15 protein-coding genes are annotated in these 19,912 nt (G+C 51.9%); 3 read left to right on the plus strand and 12 right to left on the minus strand.

Features of this window, described 5'->3' with window-relative positions:
- Nucleotides 1-46: 46 nt before the first annotated feature.
- From OGM67_11015 to OGM67_11030, 4 genes are all read right to left on the minus strand, one after another.
- The gene (locus OGM67_11015) at nucleotides 47-877 is read right to left on the minus strand and encodes a carbohydrate ABC transporter permease (protein ID UYJ36225.1); all 831 of its coding nucleotides are present in this window, start codon (nucleotides 875-877) and stop codon (nucleotides 47-49) included.
- 81 nt (nucleotides 878-958) lie between these two features.
- Nucleotides 959-1,936 carry a sugar ABC transporter permease gene (locus tag OGM67_11020; GenBank protein ID UYJ34107.1) on the minus strand — a complete coding sequence of 326 codons (978 nt, stop codon included), beginning with the start codon at nucleotides 1,934-1,936 and terminating at the stop codon, nucleotides 959-961.
- A 138-nt stretch (nucleotides 1,937-2,074) separates the two neighbouring features.
- Nucleotides 2,075-3,532 carry a carbohydrate ABC transporter substrate-binding protein gene (locus OGM67_11025; GenBank protein ID UYJ34108.1) on the minus strand — a complete coding sequence of 486 codons (1,458 nt, stop codon included), beginning with the start codon at nucleotides 3,530-3,532 and terminating at the stop codon, nucleotides 2,075-2,077.
- 76 nt (nucleotides 3,533-3,608) lie between these two features.
- Nucleotides 3,609-4,625 carry a LacI family transcriptional regulator gene (locus OGM67_11030; protein UYJ34109.1) on the minus strand — a complete coding sequence of 339 codons (1,017 nt, stop codon included), beginning with the start codon at nucleotides 4,623-4,625 and terminating at the stop codon, nucleotides 3,609-3,611.
- A gap of 470 nt (nucleotides 4,626-5,095) precedes the next feature.
- On the opposite strand from OGM67_11030, the gene OGM67_11035 reads away from it, so the two are divergent.
- Entirely contained in the window at nucleotides 5,096-7,531 is a 2,436-nt protein-coding gene (locus OGM67_11035; protein ID UYJ34110.1) for a glycosyl transferase, read from the plus strand.
- A 272-nt stretch (nucleotides 7,532-7,803) separates the two neighbouring features.
- On the opposite strand, the gene OGM67_11040 is transcribed toward OGM67_11035, so the two are convergent.
- Nucleotides 7,804-9,159, minus strand: coding sequence for a GH1 family beta-glucosidase (locus OGM67_11040; GenBank protein UYJ34111.1), 1,356 nt, complete (start codon nucleotides 9,157-9,159; stop codon nucleotides 7,804-7,806).
- A gap of 1,189 nt (nucleotides 9,160-10,348) precedes the next feature.
- Here OGM67_11040 and OGM67_11045 point away from each other — a divergent pair.
- Both OGM67_11045 and OGM67_11050 read left to right on the plus strand, forming a co-directional pair.
- The gene (locus tag OGM67_11045) at nucleotides 10,349-10,582 is read left to right on the plus strand and encodes a helix-turn-helix domain-containing protein (GenBank protein UYJ34112.1); all 234 of its coding nucleotides are present in this window, start codon (nucleotides 10,349-10,351) and stop codon (nucleotides 10,580-10,582) included.
- Between the two features lie 53 nt (nucleotides 10,583-10,635).
- Entirely contained in the window at nucleotides 10,636-12,072 is a 1,437-nt protein-coding gene (locus tag OGM67_11050) for a tyrosine-type recombinase/integrase (protein ID UYJ34113.1), read from the plus strand.
- A 293-nt stretch (nucleotides 12,073-12,365) separates the two neighbouring features.
- On the opposite strand, the gene OGM67_11055 is transcribed toward OGM67_11050, so the two are convergent.
- The 7 genes from OGM67_11055 to OGM67_11085 all read right to left on the minus strand — a co-directional run bounded on the left by OGM67_11055 (nucleotide 12,366) and on the right by OGM67_11085 (nucleotide 19,910).
- Complete coding sequence (locus OGM67_11055; GenBank protein ID UYJ34114.1) at nucleotides 12,366-13,514, minus strand: hypothetical protein; 1,149 nt, start codon at nucleotides 13,512-13,514, stop codon at nucleotides 12,366-12,368.
- Complete coding sequence (locus OGM67_11060; protein UYJ34115.1) at nucleotides 13,511-14,002, minus strand: DUF4365 domain-containing protein; 492 nt, start codon at nucleotides 14,000-14,002, stop codon at nucleotides 13,511-13,513. Before OGM67_11060 ends, OGM67_11055 begins: the two co-directional genes overlap by 4 nt.
- A 130-nt stretch (nucleotides 14,003-14,132) precedes the next feature.
- Entirely contained in the window at nucleotides 14,133-15,020 is an 888-nt protein-coding gene (locus OGM67_11065) for a Bro-N domain-containing protein (GenBank protein UYJ34116.1), read from the minus strand.
- Nucleotides 15,021-15,124: 104 nt separating this feature from the next.
- Nucleotides 15,125-16,033 carry a recombinase family protein gene (locus OGM67_11070; protein UYJ34117.1) on the minus strand — a complete coding sequence of 303 codons (909 nt, stop codon included), beginning with the start codon at nucleotides 16,031-16,033 and terminating at the stop codon, nucleotides 15,125-15,127.
- A gap of 822 nt (nucleotides 16,034-16,855) precedes the next feature.
- Nucleotides 16,856-17,383 carry a GNAT family N-acetyltransferase gene (locus OGM67_11075; GenBank protein ID UYJ34118.1) on the minus strand — a complete coding sequence of 176 codons (528 nt, stop codon included), beginning with the start codon at nucleotides 17,381-17,383 and terminating at the stop codon, nucleotides 16,856-16,858.
- Nucleotides 17,380-18,159, minus strand: a complete 780-nt coding sequence (locus OGM67_11080) for a carbohydrate-binding protein (protein UYJ34119.1) — start codon at nucleotides 18,157-18,159, stop codon at nucleotides 17,380-17,382. The genes OGM67_11075 and OGM67_11080 overlap by 4 nt, the downstream gene beginning before the upstream one ends.
- Nucleotides 18,156-19,910 (minus strand): hypothetical protein, encoded by a 1,755-nt coding sequence (locus OGM67_11085; protein ID UYJ34120.1) that lies wholly within the window; start codon nucleotides 19,908-19,910, stop codon nucleotides 18,156-18,158. Before OGM67_11085 ends, OGM67_11080 begins: the two co-directional genes overlap by 4 nt.
- Nucleotides 19,911-19,912 lie beyond the last annotated feature (2 nt).

Consider the following 19,912-nt stretch of genomic DNA (forward strand, 5'->3'; position numbering starts at 1 on the left):
GGCGAACATTTCTGTTCGCCCGCTTTTTACGGTCTATAAAACTTTTTTAGCCTTTCACACTGCCCAATGCAACGCCCCGCACAATATATTTTGAGAGGAGCAGATAGACGATCATAACAGGCAGGATTGCAATGGTGATCATCATATACACCTTGCCCATATCGAACTTCAAGAAGTCCGCGCTGCGCAGCTGTGCTACGAGAATGGGCACCGTTTTCCACTTGGCATCGTTGATGATCAGCGCCGGGATAAAGTAGTTGTTCCATGCGCCCACAAAGCTGAATATTGCCTGTACCGCCATGGCGGGCTTCAGGATCGGCAGAATGACCGTGTTGAAGGTGTGGAACTCTCCCGAGCCGTCAATGCGCGCCGCATCAATAATGTCGCGCGGCAGGCTCGAATCCATATACTGCTTCATGAAGAAGAACACTGTCGGTGCGGCGATGCTCGGCAGAATCAGCGGCCAGAGGGTGTTGGTCAGCTTCATCGAGTCCATCAGGTTCAAAAAGCCGAGCGCCGAAACCTGTGTGGGCATCGTCATGATGAGCAGAATGACGGTAAAGGCCAGCTTGCGCAGCTTGAAGTCATACGCATAAATGGCGTAGGCCGTCAGTGCGCTGAAATAGACCGACAGCGCCGCACAGGCAGCCGACACGATCAGGCTGTTGCGCAGACCGGTCAGGATCGGTACATTGGCATCATGGGTGGTGTTAAAGAAGTTGACGCCAAAGCTGCCGCGGGGCAGCGGGTCAAACCCCTGCTGGATGGTAAAGTTGTTGTGCGTGGCGTTGACAATCAGCACATAGAAGAAGAACAGGCAGATAAAGCAGAGGACAAACAGCACGATATAGGCCACTGCACGCTGCAGTGTCAGCATAGGGTCGTAAATTTTGCTTGCCTTTGCGGTAGTGGTGGCTGCAGTTTTGGTTTCGTTCGGCATACCGTTCACGCTCCTTCCTTAGTGATGCTTAGCGGCCGCTTTGGCTGCCTTGATGCGGGCTTTCTCAGCCTTGCGCTGCTCACGGGTCAGGCCGTCATCCTCCTGCGTGAGGGTAAAGTAGATGATGACGCAAAGCACCGCGCAGAGCAGGAACATCAGCACCGAGATAGCGCCGGCTGTGCCGTAGTTTTTGCTGTACAGGTGCTGGTTCAGGTACATGATAATGGTGTTGGTCGAGCCGTTCGGGTCGCCCTTGCCGTTGGTCAAAACCTGCGGCACATCAAACATCTGCAGGCCGCCGATGAGGCTGGTGATCAGCGTGTAGACGAGCAGCGGGCGGATCAGCGGGATCGTGATGCGCCAGAACATTGTGGTCGAGGATGCACCGTCCAGCTGGGCGGCCTCATACAGGCCGGGGTCCACACCCATGATGGCAGCCATCAGAATGATGGTCGTATTGCCGAACCACATCAGGAAGTTCATCAGCCCAACCAGACCGCGCGCTGTCCAGACATTGGAAAGCCAGCGCACCGGCTCGGCCACGATGCCGAGCTTGAGCAGGATCGAGTTGATCGGCCCTGTCTCCGCGTTTGAAAACAGGGTAAAGAACAGCATAGCGAACGCCGATGCCATGATAAGGTTGGGCATATAGATGACCGTCTTGAAGAAGCCCTGAAACCGCAGCTTCAACCGCAGATCGGTAAACCACGCTGCCAGCACCAGTGATACAATAATCTGCGGGATAAAGCCCATCAGCCACATGATCATGGTATTGCTGAAGTATTTCGGCACCTCCCGGATCATAGCGGCATAGTTTTTCAGCCCTACAAAGTTGGGGCCGATGATCTTTAAGCCACTGCGGAAATATTCAAAGAAGGAATAGTAGATGGTCGTTGCCAGCGGCCAGAACTGGAAGATGAAAAAGGTAATAAAGAACGGCGCCAGAAATATGTAGCCCCATTTGGCGTAGCTCATGCCTTTGCGTTTGGTTTTCACAGGTCTCACCCTCCTTATCGGGCGTTGCCCCACGAAGGGCAGGGCCTTTACAATACAAAACCGAGGGCGGGCGCTGACCCGCCCCCGGCGTGGCTTGTGTTATAAGTATGGATTCAGTTTTGCGGTGCGGTCAGCGCATCAGGCGGGCCATTCGACGCTGCTCAGCTCAGGATACTTGACCTTGATCTGATCCTCGAAGTTCTTCTTCGCGGTCTCAAGGTCAACCGTGCCGTCAAAGTAATCCTTGAAGCAGCTCTGGAAGGTCTCGTTGCAGCCCTGATCATACGGACCGGCGTTGGACATATCAATGGTAGGTGCAACCTCTGCAAAGAGGGCAATGTGGTTCTGGCCGCCGAGGAATGCGGAGCCGAAGTTCGGGTCAGCTGCGATGGAATCCATAGCGCTCTTGCAGTTGGTGTAGTCCTGCGTATCCTCGGTGATCTTGGTCATGATGTCGGCATCACAGGTCAGAGAGTACATGACATCCTTGATCGTGGGGATGTTGTCAGTGCCGGCTGCTGCGCAGATCCAGGTGCCGCCCCAGTAATAAGGCTGAGGGCCCTGGCAGACTGCGTAATCGCCGAAGATACCGTTGCCGACTTCCTGCTTGCCTCCCTCAGACTCAGGCGTGGCCAGAGAGTTGCCCAGCAGGGTGAAGTTGATGCCCCAAGTGGAGTAGAAGAAGCCGAAAACCTTGCCGGCAGGGCCCTGATCGGCGGCCCACTGGTCGCTCCACAGGCTGGTCTTGTTGTTGTAGCCGTTATCGGTGTAGGTCTTGGTCTGATCGACCCAGTTCATAATGTTGGGGTCGACCTTGACGGTCGTGCCGTCCACCCAACCGGCGGAAACATTGTTGGAGAAGGTGCGGTAGGAATCATCGTAGCCGGAGAGCATCTTGTAGCCCTTGGCAGCGGCCTTCTCAGCCACATCGTTGAACTTATCCCAATCGCTCAATGCGGCCTGAACCTCGGTCGGATCATCGGTGCCCAGCACATCCTTGGCGATGGAGCGGCGGTAGGCAAACAGGCCCGGGGTTGCCTGCCATGTGGTGCCCTTCTGCACACCATCCACGGTAACGATATCCTTGGTGTACTGGTACTGATCCTTGAGATCATCATCGGTCAGGCCGACATCCTTCTTGACATCCAGCGTATATTCGGAATCCACATATTTCAGCGCGTAGTCCGCCTCGATCAGGAAGATGTCGATCTTGTCATCGGCAGCGGCGCTGTCCTGCTTGAGCAGGGCCTCGTCCAGCTTATTCTGGTAGTTGTTGTTATCGTTGGGGTTGATGGTCCACTTTACGGTGACACCGTTATCCAGCGTCGTGGTGGACTTGTCGGCGGCAATCTCCTTGACGCCGGGGTAATAGTCGTTGAAGCGGGACTGGAATTCATCGTTCCAGCACCAGATGTTCAGGACCTTGCCCTCCTCTGCGGCTGCATCGGCAGCAGGTTCTGCGGCCGTGCTGCTGGCTTCGGTAGAGGTCGAATCAGCGGCAGGGGCTGCGGACGAGCTTGCGGCGCCTCCGCCGCAGCCTGCCAGCAAGGTGGCTGCCATTGCAGTGGCGGTCAATAAACTCATTGCCTTTTTCATAATGTCTTTTCCTCCTTTTAAAAAAGAACTCATGTATGAATCAGATATTGTGACCCGCATCCTCGCGGGTTTGAACCTATGGATTGGGGACATCGACGGACTGCCCTTTCAGCAGGCTGCCGGAGATCAGCTTCTGCTCCGGCAATGCCGTGCGCGGGGATTCTATCTGCTCGATAAGCAGCTCTGCCGCGGCGCGGCCCAGCGCTTCGGTGTCCTGCCGGTAGGTGGTCAGCTGCGGGGACATGATCTGCGAGATCAGGTTACCGTCATAGCCGGCCACCGAAATATCCCGCGGAATCAGAAGTCCTTCCTCACGGATGGTCTGGATGCCGCCGATGGCGGAGAAGTCATCCGGGAAGAGGATTGCCGTGGGGCGCTGCGGCAGTGCCAGCAGCTGACGGGTCGCAGCGGCGCAGCTTTTCGCATCGCGGTAGGTGCTCGGCACGATGTAGGCATCCGGCACCGTGATCCCATGGGCGGCGCAGGCACGGTAGAAACCGACCAGGCGCTTCTGGGTGACTGCGCTGTGATTCTCACCGTGGATATAAGCGATTCGCTCATGCCCCAGCGCGGCAAGCTGATCCACTAACTTGTGGACACCATCGGTGTTATCGGAAAGTACGGCAGCCCGGTTGTTAAAGACATGGTCAACTGTGACGATCGGCAGGTTGCTGTAAGCCAGTTCAATAACCTCCGGGTCATCGAACTTGATGCAGGCAGCAATCACGCCGTCAACGCCGCGGTAGCGGCAGTGCTCTAAGTAACTGGAGTGTCCGTGGCCAATGTTGTGGTTGATAAAGGTGATATCATAGCCTCTGCCCTCGGCGTGGCGTTTGAAGCTGTCCAGAACAGCCGCGAAGAATTCATGCGTCAGACCGCTTTGCGCCTCGTCCACGAAAAGGACGCCCAGATTATAGGTACGGTTCGTTTTTAAGGCCCGCGCTGCGGAGTTTGGCATGTAGCCGATCTGCCTTGCAGCCTCACGCACTTTTTCTTTGGTAGCCTGACTGATATCGTTGTGACCGTTCAGCGCCTTGCTCACGGTAGCCACCGAGACTCCGCATGCCTTTGCGATGTCTTTGATGGATGCCATGGTATCGCCTCCTTGCATCATCCTTAATCGTTTTCGCATCTTCACTATACAATATGTCAACCATAAAATCAATGCCTTTTTTGCATTTTTTGTGCATTTCGATTCGATTTGGCGATTTGCAAAAAGCCAAAACACCTGTTTTGGTAATTTCGTTTGGAGTTTCGCTGAAAAAGAGACATAATTTGCGCCTTCTTCTGCCTTTTCCGACCCAGTAATGGCCTGCAAGCCTGACTGCCATCTGCTTTTGGGGTGTCCACAGCCAGAAAGTATCCTTATAAATAATAGGTAGCATCCGCTTTTCGTTACAATTTTCGGCCGCACAAATTGTGAAACCTGCCAAATCATCGTTAAATTCAGCCGCAGCCCTTGCAATTATCCGAAAAACGCGGTATTGTAAGGGTAATAACTTAATCGTTTTCGATTTGAACTTACGATTTTATCTGCTTTCCATAAGTAAGGAGAGGGTCTCTATGAAGTTCGGTCATTTTTCCGATACCGCACGCGAATATGTCATCACCACGCCGCGCACGCCGCTGCCGTGGATCAACTATCTGGGCAGCGAGGCATTCTTCAGCCTTGTTTCCCACACGGCCGGTGGGTACAGCTTTTACAAGGATGCCAAGCTGCGGCGTATCACTCGCTACCGCTACAATAACGTACCTGCGGACTCTAACGGCCGGTATTACTATATTAAGGATGGCGATACCGTCTGGAATCCCGGCTGGCAGCCCACCCAGACCGAGCTGGACAGCTATGAGTGCCGCCACGGCCTCGGGTACAGCATCATTACCGGCAAAAAGAACAGTCTGACCGCGAAGCTGGAGCTGTTTGTGCCGGTAGGCGACAACTGCGAGATCGACCGTCTGGTGCTGACCAACGAGAGTGATGTACCGAAATCGTTTACTATATTCAGCTATCTGGAGTTCTGCCTCTGGAATGCTGTGGACGATTCCACCAACTTCCAGCGCAATTTCTCTACCGGCGAAGTCGAGGTCGAGGGCAGCACCATCTACCACAAGACCGAGTACCGCGAGCGCCGCAACCATTACGCATTGTTCACCGTCAACACGCCCATTGACGGCTTTGACACGAGCCGGGACGCCTTTTTAGGCGCATGGCACAGCAATGCGAATCCCGAGGTCGTGGAAAACGGCCGTTGTACCAACTCTGTTGCCCACGGCTGGGCACCCGTTGGCGTGCATCAAGTCAATGTCACCCTGCAGCCCGGCGAAAGCCGCAGCCTGATTTTTGTTTTGGGCTATATAGAAAACCCGGAGGACGAGAAGTGGGCCGCGCCCGGCGTCATCAATAAGACCCGCGCCCAGGCGATGGCTGCCCGCTATGCCACGGATGCGCAGGTCGATGCGGCACTTGCCAGGCTGCACGACCACTGGAACAACCTGCTGTCCACCTACTCGGTCAAGAGCAGCGATGAAAAGCTCGACCGCATGGTCAATACCTGGAACCAGTACCAGTGCATGGTCACCTTCAACATGAGCCGTTCTGCCAGCTATTATGAGAGCGGCACGGGCCGCGGCATGGGCTTCCGCGATTCCTGTCAGGATCTGCTCGGCTTTGTGCATCTGATCCCCGCCCGCGCGCGGGAGCGCATTCTGGACATTGCGGCTACCCAATTCCCCGATGGCAGCGCCTACCACCAGTACCAGCCGCTGACGAAAAAGGGCAACATGGACATCGGCTCCGGCTTCAACGATGACCCGCTGTGGCTGATTGCTGCCGTGTACGCCTATCTGGGCGAGACGGGCGACTACTCGATTCTGGACGAACCGGTGGACTTTGACAACGACCACAGCCTTGCACAGCCGCTTCTTGAGCATCTGCGCCGCAGCTTTGGCTACCTGCGCACCCACAAGGGTCCGCATGGTCTGCCGCTGATTGGCCGCGCCGACTGGAACGACTGCCTGAACCTGAACTGCTTCAGCAAGGAGCCGGGCGAGAGCTTCCAGACCACCGGCCCGAGCGAGGGTCCCGTAGCCGAGAGCGTGTTCATCGCCGGTATGTACGTCAAGTACGGCAACCAGTTTGCCGAAATTCTTGACAGCACCGGCCACACCGACGAAGCTGCCGCCGTGCGCGAGGAGACCGCCGCGATGGAGCACGCCGCCCTGACCGCCGGTTGGGACGGCAGCTGGTTCCGCCGCGCCTACGATGCCTTTGGCCATGTGATCGGCGGTGAGGAATGCGAGGAAGGCAAGATCTTCATCGAGCCGCAGGGTATGTGCGTCATGGCAGGCATCGGCGTAAACACCGGCGAAGCCGTAACCGCCCTGCAGAGCGTGAAAGACAAGCTCGACACAAAGTACGGCATTGTGCTGCTGCAGCCCGCTTACACCAAGTATCACCTTGAGCTGGGCGAGATTTCCAGCTATCCCCCGGGATACAAGGAAAACGCAGGCATCTTCTGCCACAACAACCCATGGGTCAGCTGTGCCGAGACTGTAGTCGGCCATGGTGACCGCGCGTTTGAGATCTACAAAAAGACCTGCCCGGCATACATTGAGGACATCAGTGAGATCCACCGCACCGAGCCGTATGTCTACAGCCAGATGGTGGCTGGCCGCGACGCCGCCACCTTTGGCGAAGCAAAAAACAGCTGGCTGACCGGCACGGCGGCCTGGACCTTTGTGGATGTGAGCCAGTATATCCTGGGCATCCAGCCCACGCTGGCCGGGCTGAAGATCGATCCCTGCATCCCGCACGAGATGGACGGCTTTACCCTGCGCCGTGTCTGGCGCGGGGCAACCTATGAAATCGTCGTGGAGAACCCTGACCATCTGGAAAAGGGCGTCAAAGCCATGACCGTGGATGGCAAGCCCGTAAGCGGCAACATCCTCTCCCCTGTTCCCGCCGGCTCGACCGTAGAGGTCAAGGTCGTCATGGGCTGACCGCCCGCCTTTTACCGCAAAGCAGCAGTCCGCAGTGGGCTGCTGCTTTTTCTGTACGGTCTTTATACACCGGCGTGCTGCTTCACGAACCAGAAAACTCCCCTATCCTGCTGCGCACGCAGCAGAATAAGGGAGTATTTTTTGTGTGCAGCCTGTCAGGTATGGTTATTCCGCGAGCATTTCTCTGCATCGATCGCAAGCACGACCATCAGCGCGCAGAGGGCATCTCTTAGAGGAAACAAACACATAGCGAGGGGCCATACCGTGCCTTTTCACAGATTATTTCCGTTCGTTTCGGCCACCTTGGCGTACCAGGCAGCACTATCTTTGGGGGTTCGTTTGCCGGTTGCGTAATCGAGATAGATCAGACCAAAGCGCTCGTTATAGCCCTCGCTCCACTCAAAATTATCCAGCAGTGACCAGTGGAAATAGCCGCGCACATCCACGCCACTGTCAATCGCGCGGCGCAGCGCCAGAAGATAGCGGTGGGTGAAGTCAATGCGCGCAGGGTCATGCACCTTGCCGTCCAGATGGATGCTGTCGGTGCAGGAAAGGCCGTTCTCGGTGATGTAGATGGGCAGACCGTACCGCTCCCAGATAAAGCGTGTCCCCCACTCCATCGACTCCGGGGTGATGGGCCAGCCGATGGCTGTGCGCGGATGTCCTGCGGCCCGGGGGCAGAATTCCGGCTTGCCGTTTGCCCCGGCGCGCACCATGACGGAGTTGTAGATGTTCATCCCGATGAAATCCAGCCTGCCCAGCGGCAGAGCGTCCAGCTGCTCCTGCGGGATGGCATCCACCACACGCTGGGCCTGACCGCCCGCGATCACAGGCCAGCCGCGCCCGCACAGCGGATCAAGTGCCGGGGCATAGGTGAAGGTCCAGTCTCCGTCCGCCAGCGCAAAGGTTGCCTCGCGGGCCGCCGCAATATCGGCAGGGTCGTCTGTTGCCGGGGTGCAGATGCGCCCTGTCGGGGCCATGCCGACCCGGGCATCGGGGTCAGCCCTGCGGATCGCATCGGCCGCAAGGCAGTGGGCGTAGATCGTGTTGTGCCACGCTGTAAACACCGAGCCGTCATCCAGACGGAAACCGGGTGCGTGTACACCGCTGCTGTAGCCCAGCCCCACGCTGCACTGCGGCTCATTGAGGGTAAAATAGTACCGCACCCGCCCCTTAAAGTGCGCGGCCACCGCGGCGGCATACCCGGCGAAGGCTTTTGCCGTATCATCATTCAGCCAGCCGCCCTTGTCCTGCAGGGCTTGCGGCAGATCCCAGTGGTAGAGCGTGACATAAGGCTCGATTCCTGCCGCAAGCAGCGCATCGACCAGCCGGTCATACCAGGCAAGACCTGCCGGATTGACTGGTCCCGTGCCCTGCGGGAAGATGCGCGGCCAGGCAATCGAGAACCGGTACGCCTTCAGGTGCATCTCTTTCAGCAGTGCAATATCCTCTGCCCAGCGGTGATAGCTGTCGCAGGCGATGTCCCCTGTATCACCGTTCTTTGTTTTGCCCGGCGTATGGCTGAAGGTATCCCAGATGGACAGTCCCCTGCCATCCTCCTGCACTGCGCCCTCGATCTGATAGGCTGCGGTTGCCGCGCCCCAGACGAAATTTTCCGGAAATGACATCGTGTATTCCTCCGTTCTTTCTGTCGTTTTTTTTCGCATAAACACCAAAAAAGGTGCAGCGCAAGCGCACTGCACCTCCGTAAGTGTTATTTTACCCTTTCACGCTGCCGAGCGCAATACCGCGGACAATGTACTTGGAAAGAATCAGATAGACTAACACGGCTCTCTGAAAACGCCATGACTATATTCTTGTTTTTTCTTGCCATTTAAGAAGGTGCGTTACCCCGTTCCCGGAAAAAAGAGCATCGCCGTGATGACCACGCGCGTGGAGGAAGGGGAATAATAGCAGCACTTTGGAAAGTGAATCAGAACGGATTCACTTTTTCGAGTCAAGATTTTTGGATGAATCAGAAGTGATTCACTCTGAAATATATACGAATTTGTATTGGTGTCCAGTTTGATTGCTCACGCCTTGGGAGAGAATATGTTTTGCTAGCATAGCATGTGGTCATCCACATGCACATTTCTGGGGTGTACCCCAGACCCCCTCGCTGCTCTTGTGTGACGATAGTGACGCAGATGACGCTAATGACGCTGTTTTGGGGATATCCCTATACCATATCCCAGATTCAGCGTCATTAGCGTCATCTGCGTCATTCTGATTTCGTGTTTCTCGTAGTATCACTATTTTTGTTTTGAGCAGTAGTAAACTGCAAGCGTCATTTCACTATAAGCGTGACGGTGGTGACGATGGTGACGGTGTTCGTGGGATAGGGTAAAGGGGTATGTCAAAAACATCGTCATCACCGTCAGCATCGTCATTCTACAGGCAAGCCGTTTTAATCTGCGGCTTGCCTGTTTTATTTTGAGTAATGTGGCAGGGTTTTTGCCCCGTTGCTTGTTAAAATGGATTTAGATATTTTGTAAAAGTGCAAGGGTTTTTAGCACAATGGGTGATATGCTGGTATTGAAGTGTATTTGGGCATTTAGTCAGATGCGAAATCTTTAAAATATTTTTTCTTTGCGACATATTTGACCGTTTCTCAGCGGCTATATAGTAGAGGTGCTTTTTCAAAAATTTTGAGGACGGTTGCAAAAATTGCAACTTCTTATCTGTATGATATGATTTGGAATCTTTCTAAAAATTTGAACTTTTTCTAAACAGTTTAAAAAAACCTCGTAATTTTCGCCGTTCTCAGCGGCTATATAGTAAAGACCTTTTTATAAATTATTTACATAGGAGGAACCCATGAACACGGAATTTCAAAATTTACCCAATGTTGTCAGCCCCAAGGAAGTACAAACTTACTTCGGCATCTCACGCTCGACCACCTACCGCATATTCCATGACGCGAGTTTCCCGGCGTTCCACATTGGAAACCGACTGTTAGTGCGGCGGGATGAGTTACTGGACTGGCTGGAAAGGCAAAAGGTCAATAAAGCCCAAAACGAGAACCCGAAGATTGTCGGGTATGATGAATAGCTTTGTGGTCGTACCTGTGGTAGTCTTTATGTCACGAAAGGAGACGATGCACCGTGAAAGATACATCCAAAAAAGCCCTGCGCCGCGGGCATAACGAAGGCAACATCCGCCAGCGTACCGACGGGCGGTGGGAGGTGCGACTGTCAGCCGGAATCGACTACAAAACCGGCAAGCCCCGGCGTACATCCACCTGCTGCAACACGCGGCAAGAGGCAATCGCAATCCTGCAGCAGCAAGCCCACGAAGTCCGCACACAGGGCTGGCGCGATCCTATGTCGGTGACATTGGGCGAATGGTATGAATACTGGCTGGACACCTACATGAAGGACACCGTCAAGCAATCTACTTACGCCAGCTACCGCAGTTATCTCAACAAGCACTTTTGTGTACTGGGAAAGATTTTATTAAAGAAATTAGAACCGCACACCTTGCAGGAGTTTTACAACTACAAATTTCGCGAGGAAGGCTTATCCCCCAAGACCTTGCGCAACTACCACATGGCATTGCATAAGTGCTTACAGCAAGCTGTAAAAGAGCATCTACTGGTTTATAATCCCTGCGATGCCGTGACCCTGCCCAGCGGAGAAAAGCCCGAAATTGTAGTATTTACCAACGACCAGCAGCGGGCGCTGGTGCAAGCCAGCTACCGCCACCGCTACGGCGTGTTTATCCGCTTAGACCTGTGTACAGGGTTACGCATGGGGGAGCTGCTGGCACTAAAGTGGGAGGACATCGACTTTTCCACCGCTCAACTTCATGTTAGGCGTACCATCAACCGCCTTGCCAAGTACGAAGCCCACGACGGCGAAAACAAAACCGAGATCGTATTCGGCACACCCAAAACCAAGAACTCCCGCCGCACGATTCCGCTGACCCGCACAATGGCAGACGAGCTTGCCCGTTGGAAACAGCAGCAAGCGCAGGACAAGCAGCGGGTAGGGGATAAGTACATCGACGATGGCTTCATCGTCACCAACGAGTTTGGACACTACTTTGAGCAGAAAACCTTCAAGGATTACTACGACCGATTGTTGAAGGATGCCAACATCGGACACTTTACCTTCCACGCCCTGCGCCACACCTTCGCCACCCGTGCGCTGGAGCGCGGCATGGACTACAAAACACTGTCGGCCATTCTCGGCCATTACTCCGTAGCATTCACAATGGACACCTATGTCCACAGCATGGACGAACACAAGCGGCGTGAAATGGACAAGATGAACGATATGTTCGGGATGCAGTACAGTATTTCCGTAGAGAACCGGCCCTACCCTGTACTCTGCACCTTATCCACGGATGGCTGCACTGCCCATGTTCCTGACTTCCCCAAAGTCACCGCACAAGCCCCCACGCTGGACGCCGCCCTGCTGGAGGTCAAGCAGCAAATCCAAAAAGCCCTGCGCCAATACAAGAACCCGCCCATTCCCACCAAACAGGAACAGATCGTCGTGCCAAACAACAGCGTGTTGGTACTGGTGAAAGCAGGGTAGGGCAGCCACACCGCACCTATATTTACCCTCCAACTGCGCAAGATTTATCCACAAAAAGCGGGTAGACTGTTGAAAAATCAGCAGTCTACCCGCAGTTGTTTTTGCGTTTTGGGGTCATTTTGGGGTCAAAGTTACCAGCTTGTTACCACTTTTGCCATAAGGTAGAAAAAAGCTCGTTGAAACTTGTCGTTTCAACGAGCTTTTGTTGTCTGAGTGTGACAAAAAAGATACCCACCAAATGCAGTGATTTCTTAAACAACATTTAAAATTTCAATAAATATTCGAGATGCTCTTTAATCTAATATTGCAAAAGACTCGCACGTAATCGTGGCATTTTTCTTTCCGCTATTGGTAATATCACCTACAATTTCAACATGATTTCCATGACTATGTGCCTCGATAGCTTTCTCATAATCCACTTTATTCAAATTGGCTGTGATTGTACGAGGCTTATCTTCCTCGTTAAGATAAACAATTGTGATTTTCCCTGAGTTCCTCTTTTCTGGATCAGGTGAAGATTCGAGTTTTTTTATGCGACCAAATATCTTTGTCTTTGTAGAAATACACTCCCTTAATTGTGAAGTTGCAACAGAAATTGGTTCATAGTAATTGTTTGAAAGCATAATCCTGTCGCATGAAGCACGATTTTTTTTCACCGTAGGAGACCACTGAGCAATGAATTCAAGATTCGTATCATCCTCTTTAAGGTTTAGCCCTGCGAGCGCTTCATAAAAATTCGCACTTATATTGTCAGAATCGCTAAGACTGGAATAATTTCCTTCATCAATTGTATTTTTTATGAACGAAACATTCGACATAATCCTATTGGTCACTTTTCTGGTTAAAGAATCAGCACACTGTTCCTCTTCGGAAAAAATACTTAACTGTTTGTATCCTTCGGCATCATCTAATTCTGCGAAAGGGCAAACCACCGAGACAACATAGCTTCCAATTTCAGTTTGTCCAAATTTACAGTTATTTATAAACTGTGACACAGCATCATCAATACGACCTTGATGATACTTTTTGGGATGAAGAACATCCTGGGCTGTCGCTGCGATAAGCTTTTTTGCATTTTCATAAACACGAATAGCATCATCAAATAAGATACTACCTGCTTCTATGTTTTTTCGGTCCAGCCGAATTTTCAGTATATCTGTATTGGGATTAAGCAAAAATAATAACAATTGCTCCGTTGATTGACCCTCCACAAATGCGACAGTTTCTATAGCTTGATACATTGCGTCTTGGTAATCCAACAAATCACGATTCATCGGGATTGTGACTTGAAAAAAATCACTATCTGATTTACTAATTTGAAATATTTTGACGTAAGTTTTCTTTGTTGGGAATTGCATCCAACCAGTATCTTTTAAATATTTAACAAAAGAGAGCGGATTAATCTTCTCCGTTAACTTCTTAAAATCGACAGAGTATATCATGGCCATTCCTCCTTTGCTATTTTAGTTAATATTTCTAGAAGCGTGTCAGGACTAACCACATTAGACTTTGGAATTGTAACGGTTATCGTTTCTGAATTTGACGAAGGCGTATTTGATGAAAAATCCATCCAATACATAGTGCCTTTTACAAGTAATTCATCAATGCTCCAATTAACCCATGTAGAATCTTCTTTGGGTAGAATGAACAGTCCTAAAATAATAGGAGCCGTCGCCTGTGTACAAAGATCATTATAATTTTTCACCTTTAGTTTGTACTTGATTTGGTCTCCCTTATCTTCATACTGCGATTCACCGAAAGTGCTTTTCAATTGAATTCTTAATTGGGAAAAATACCAGCTTCCGTTGGGCAAAATGATTTTCTTTTTAATAATGGCATCAGTGCTATCCGCATCATGGCCCTGTATGTCATAATCAATCCCTACCGAGGCGCATAGTGCAGATATGTAACTTATCTGTAGATCTTCCATATGTTTCGTTGAGTACATTTCTGCTGCCTCCCTTAAAAATACTATTTCATGCTAATTATATCATATAGTTCTAAAAATTCTATATGTGCAAGACAATTTCTACTACCCTTTATTAAATTTTCATTATAGCTTAATCTTCCGATCCTTTTTCTAAATCAACGCCGGAACTTGCCTCCAGCATCTCCGTAACAACATGGTTCAACTCTGCTGCGCCTTTGCTGGTGATTGCAGGCCGTCCCGTCTGCTGTTCAATTTGCTTCCGCGCTTCACCTGCAATCGAACCGCCACGGCGTGCCACATCGCGGTTTTGCTGTAAGCCTTCCGGTTGCTCGGTCTGGGAGATTTCTTTTGTGGACACTTCTGCCAGCATATTCAGCACCAATTCCAAGGTGCTCATGTTGTCCCGCAGGCTTTCCTTTTTCAGTCCTTTCAGGTTCTTATACTGCCGGGTACTCATACCACTCCACGCGCGGGTGATTTCGTCGGTCAAAATCGCATACTCCGCGTTTTTCTCGATGCCGCGATCCTTCCATTCATCAGTCAATTCCTTGCGGGCCGAAATTGCCTGCAAACGCTGATTGATCCATTCCCGCGTGTACCCTTTTCGCTCATAGGTGGAAACCAGTCGTTCCGCAATGCGTTCCGGGTCGAGTGTTTCCTCTATGCGCTCCCGTCCAACTTGCGCTAGCCACAATTTCATGGGTTCCGCCTTGGGGGATGGGATGGACTGGATGATGCGAAACAGCTGCTGTGTGTTGGCTACGTCTGTTTTGTAGCGTTTACCGTCTTTGGGGGATTTCAATTTCAGTTGGTTACAATCTGTTACCAACTGACTGCCCTCGTCTTTCAGCCTCTTTTTGGTGACTTTCCAGTAGTTACGCGCCGTGTCATAGTCCTTTGCATCAGTCAGCACGGATACCACATCCACAACGGAGAAATACCATTCTTCGTTTTCCTCGTCCCACGCAGTACGAATCGCCTGATCTTCAAAAAGCTGAAGCTGTTCGTTTTCATTCATTATAAGGTCACCCGATTTCCAAGAGATTTCCTATTAATAGGATAGCAAATTTCACACGGATTATCAAGAAAAACTCTCCATGTTTTTAACTCAAACCAAGCATCTTACATTTTATGTTTCCGTCTTTGTGCATCTTCAAATATTTCTTTTGATACAATCGGCTCATGCGCATTTTCCACCAGAAACATACTCTGCTCGCCACAATTCTTCTTTTGTTTTCCGGTCAGGAAATCAGGTGTGCAGGTCTTTTGCAGTAAAAGGTTTCCCATGTACTTTTCATTGCTCAGCATACGGTCTATTGTGGATGTACTCCACTCAGATTTTCCGGTGACAGTCTTTATGCCATTTTCCTCCAGATACCGTTTAATTTTGCGAACTCCATAACCCGCTAAATACAGCGAGAATATCTTCCTCACAATTTCAGCCTCTTCCGGTACGACTACCAGCCTACCGTCTTCATCCTTAGTATAGCCTAAAAAGCGAGTATGGTTTAATATGGCTTTCCCACTGCGCATCCGCTGACGGATGCCAAACTTGATATTTTCACTTTTCGCGGCGCTTTCTTCCTGTGCTACCGCAAGTAAAATCGACAGCAGTGCTTCATTGACTTCCATTGTATTGATTTGTTCTACATCGGAGAACATTGCAACATTCATTTTTTTCAGTCTCCTTATCGTTGATAATGTTTCTACTATATTTCTTCCAAACCGACTTAATGACTTAACCAGAATTAAGTCAAATCGATGCTTTTGGGCATCCTTTAGCATTTCAATATAACCATCACGCCCTTTTCTCCGTGTTCCCGACCCGACATCCTTATAAATTTTATAAAGTTCCCAATCATGATTTTCGTTTACTAATTTTTCAAAATACAGTTCCTGCATTTCAAGGCTTTGTAGCTGCTCCGGTGTGTTTTTACTTACTCTGCAATATACGGCCACTTTCAGAATCTTGTGCCTGGTTTTCTTGTTGCCCTCAATTCTTGGTAAAATTACGCGTATCTTTTTCTGCATAAAAAATTCCCCATGTTAACTATAACATGGGGAAAACACTGTATAAAGTAAAAATAAAAGCTACATTCAAAATCAACTTGAATGTAGCTTTTAACATGGTTGCGGAGACAGGACTTGAACCTGCGACCTCCGGGTTATGAGAAATTCAAAGTTTATGCGTTGGGATGTTATTTTGTTGGGTTTGGTGGTATTGCGTACCATGGCTCAAAATGGTTTTTGTCCCATGTGTACAAAGGGGCACTACATAGTGCCAACCCGTCCCAAACCCTTTTGGGGGCAGTTTTGGGGGCGAATTCGTGATACGGATTCTCGTCAGTATCGCTCAAATAAACGCGCAGCTTTGGTTCCATTGAGAAATGTGGATACCAATATCACTGGGTTCTCGCAAATGAAAAGCCCAACGAACCAATATATAAGTTTTATTCTCCAGCAAGAAGTTGTACGCAAGCTCTACTCCGCGGCACTCCTGCACACCGCCCTTGTCGCCGCGAGAAACGCCCCGGTTTGCGGGAGTTCGCAGCCTATCGGCGCAGTGTACCGTCCCGCCAAATACCGCCCCAAAATCCCCGCTTTCCGGGGGATTTTTTATTTTACCACAAAGGCTTTTACCTAGACTGGATTTCCCTGTACAGGTAAATCCAACACAAATAAATACTAAATAAATAAAATACTAAGATACTATCGTATCCTATCCGTAAAACACAAAAAGCAGGATTTTTCCCACTGTGGTTTTGCTGCGATTCGTACAACTTAACACCAGAGAGTACAACTTACGATTGCGCGCAGCTACGATCATGAGATATAATGAATTTGCCCTTTCCGTCAAAAGACGTCCTTCATGACTTTTTCTGTTAGATAACGGTAAAAGTCGTTGTATTTTTCCTGCGTAATCGGTAAGGGATACGTCATAACGACAAGGGCATGACCGTGATTTTCAGCGTGGTAGGGCGGGTGTATGTGCGAGAAAGGATTCTCGACAAAGCCGCAGCGCTCATAAAACATTTTGCGGCGACAGGCGATTGCATCCATCGGCGGATCGATTTCCAAAATCAAGGTCTTGCCGAATTCCGCCAGCAGTTCCAACGTCCGTTGCCCATAATGATGATTTCGCAAAGTCGGCAAAATGCAAAAATGCTCGATATACAGATACTCTGCGGTTTCCCAATACAGCACCAGTCCGACAAATCGTTTGCCGTCGTACACCAGCGTAAAGTTGTAAGCTTTCTCTCCTAAAATACACGCCTGGGACGGCGCTTCGCGCTGCTCATAGGGCGGGAAGCTCTTCTTATACAGTGCCATCGCCTGCGTATACATCGGGTGTGCGGCAGAGGTCACATGTTCTAATCTCATACATTCGTTCCCCATACTTCCAGTTGCGTCAGTGCCGGGAATGGGCTGGGGTCGTTGGCCTTTTTTAGGTTGTCCAGCAGCAGACTTGTGATGACGGCGCCGCCCAAATCAAAGCGCTGCCCCTTGCCATCGGGGGATTTTTCCAGCGTAAGAATCCGTGTATCTCCATTTGAAAGCGTGACTCTCACGCTTTTCCACCACGCATCGTGGGGAAAGTCTGCGCGGGTTGTCAGCACCAATGTATCAGCCCTGACCGGGCGGCCGAATTCCAGCGTCAGACAAGCTTCCGAATCACGGTTGATGCCCCAGCTTTGGTAAGGGTAGGCACCGTGGCTTTCGGGGCAGATGATGCCATCAATGGCATTGCGGGCTGCAAAAACGGCTTCCCCTCGCGTTTCCACATTGGCCCATGTGTGGGGGTAGCAGGTCGTATTGCCGTGGCAGTCGTAAACGTTGCGGGCCAGATTGCGCGGTGCGGCGATCTCCTCGACCCGCGCAGACCGTGCCGACAGATAGTGCATCGGTCCGGAAAAAGCTCGCGGGCTGTAACTGATTCGCGCCTCCGCAAAGGGGATTTCCAACGTGAAAGAAGTTTCTTTCATGTAGACAAATTCCTCATTCATGGCATCGTCCAGCCGGATGACATAGTACCCCGGTTCCGGCACGGTCATGGTAATACTATCGCCGGGTGCGTAGGCTGCCGGGTAGACAAGGTGGTTGCAGGCTTGCGCCAGTGCTGTGTCGCCGTTTGTGATTTTAATCAATATATCGTTCATTCTTTCTCTCCAATTCTCAGAGTGACAGTGAATGGATGCTCGGCGGGCAGGGTCAGCACTACCGATTGAAAACCACCCACAGGGTTGAACAGGCGGCGGAAGCGGACGGGTGTGCCGTACTCCGGCGGCAGGGTCAGCGGGCGGTCTGCCTGCACGGTCAGGGCAGCGGGACCGCTGCCGATGCGCACGGTGTTAACATCCTGCCACGCAACATTTTCCCCCTCCGGCGAGATGACGGGCAGGATAAACCTTGCGTCCGCGTCCTCACTGCGACCCGTCACGGTAACTTTTCCCGGCATTACGGAAACGGCAAAATCGTAGCATCCGGCGGCGTCTTGGGCCGCAGTGCGCAGTCTGCCGCCCGCGCTCGTCTCATTTTTGCCCACAGTCAAGGCGGCAGTCAAATCGTTGCTGCTGCAATAGGTTTTACCGTCGCGGCGCAGTTCGATGCGCGGCGTGGTGCAAATGTCAAACTGCCAGCGCGGCATCTGCATATTGTTCGGTTCGTTCTGGCGGTAAGGGTCCATACTGCCCGCCAGCACCGGACCGCGGGCGGCGTGCCACAGCAGGGACACCATACCGCCCGTGGGGTGACCGCCGGGCAGGTATTCATAGTCATACCCCGTCACAGTCGCGCGCCAGTTGCCTTGCGCGATGCGAACCGTATCGATGGCGGGATAATACCGTGCTCCAGCCGCAGTCTCCGATGGCAACTTGGGCAGCGCCGCCGGGGACTGCCAGCCATCATGCACAAGCGCCGCCACGGACTTGGCGTGGCAGAATGTGTGATGGATGCAAGCGGGTTCCCCTGCTGTTCTATACATCGGTCCGCCGTACAAAAGACCGTCATGCGTGCATTGCTTCAGCAATTCCAGATTTTTCTGCACAGCGGCGGCAAACACCGGGTCATGGCGGCTCAGGGCTGCAAAGCCCGCAAGGCATCCATCTGAGGTGCGGCTGCCCCACCAACACCACTTGTAACTGCGGCTGCCGAAGCTATTATCCCACCCGCCGTCGGGCAGCATAAAGTTGAGGTGCTCCTGTGCGGTGCGCAGCACAGCGCGGCCTACATCCTCATCCCCGGTCAATTCAGCGTACAGAATCAGCGCAGGCAGCGATTCTTCCGCATTATAACCAAGATCCACCGGGCGGCAGTTCTTGGGCGTTACGGCTGCCATAGGGTGACCTTCGCCGTACAAAAGACCGTCCGCCGTGATGTGTGTCACGGCAAAGTCCACCAGTTGCTTTGCCTTGGCTGCGAACAGCTCCCCACCTAAAAGGCGCGCGGCCAGTGCCATTGTGTAGGCGCAGGTGATGGGATAGTTGACATTGCCTCCGATTCTTTCAATATTTTGGCAGAGATACTCCGCCATCTCGGCAAAGCGGGCTGTCCATGCATCGCGGTCTGCAGCGGGCAGCTTGTCCCCGTACCAGAGCAGCGTTTCACCCAAGGCGTTTGCATAAAATACCGTGATGCCGTTCCAATTACTGTTCGTGTCATTGTTCATGCTGCCGTCGGGGCGGCGCATATTGACCGACCATGCGAACAGCTTTTCCGCCGCATGCAGACAGCGCTCGTCGCCGTCGGTCTGCCACTGGGTCACCAGCGGCAAAATCGCATCGGCACTGCGGCCATGTACCCGCATACAGGCAGGACAGAGCAGCCCGCCGTCCAGCCGGGTATCGCCTGTGTCATGCAGCTGATATTTGAGCATCGCGTCGCACCAGCGGCGCAGCAGCGCTTTGTGCATGG

Source organism: Oscillospiraceae bacterium (assembly GCA_025757985.1).
Classification (GTDB): Bacteria; Bacillota; Clostridia; order Oscillospirales; family Ruminococcaceae; genus Gemmiger.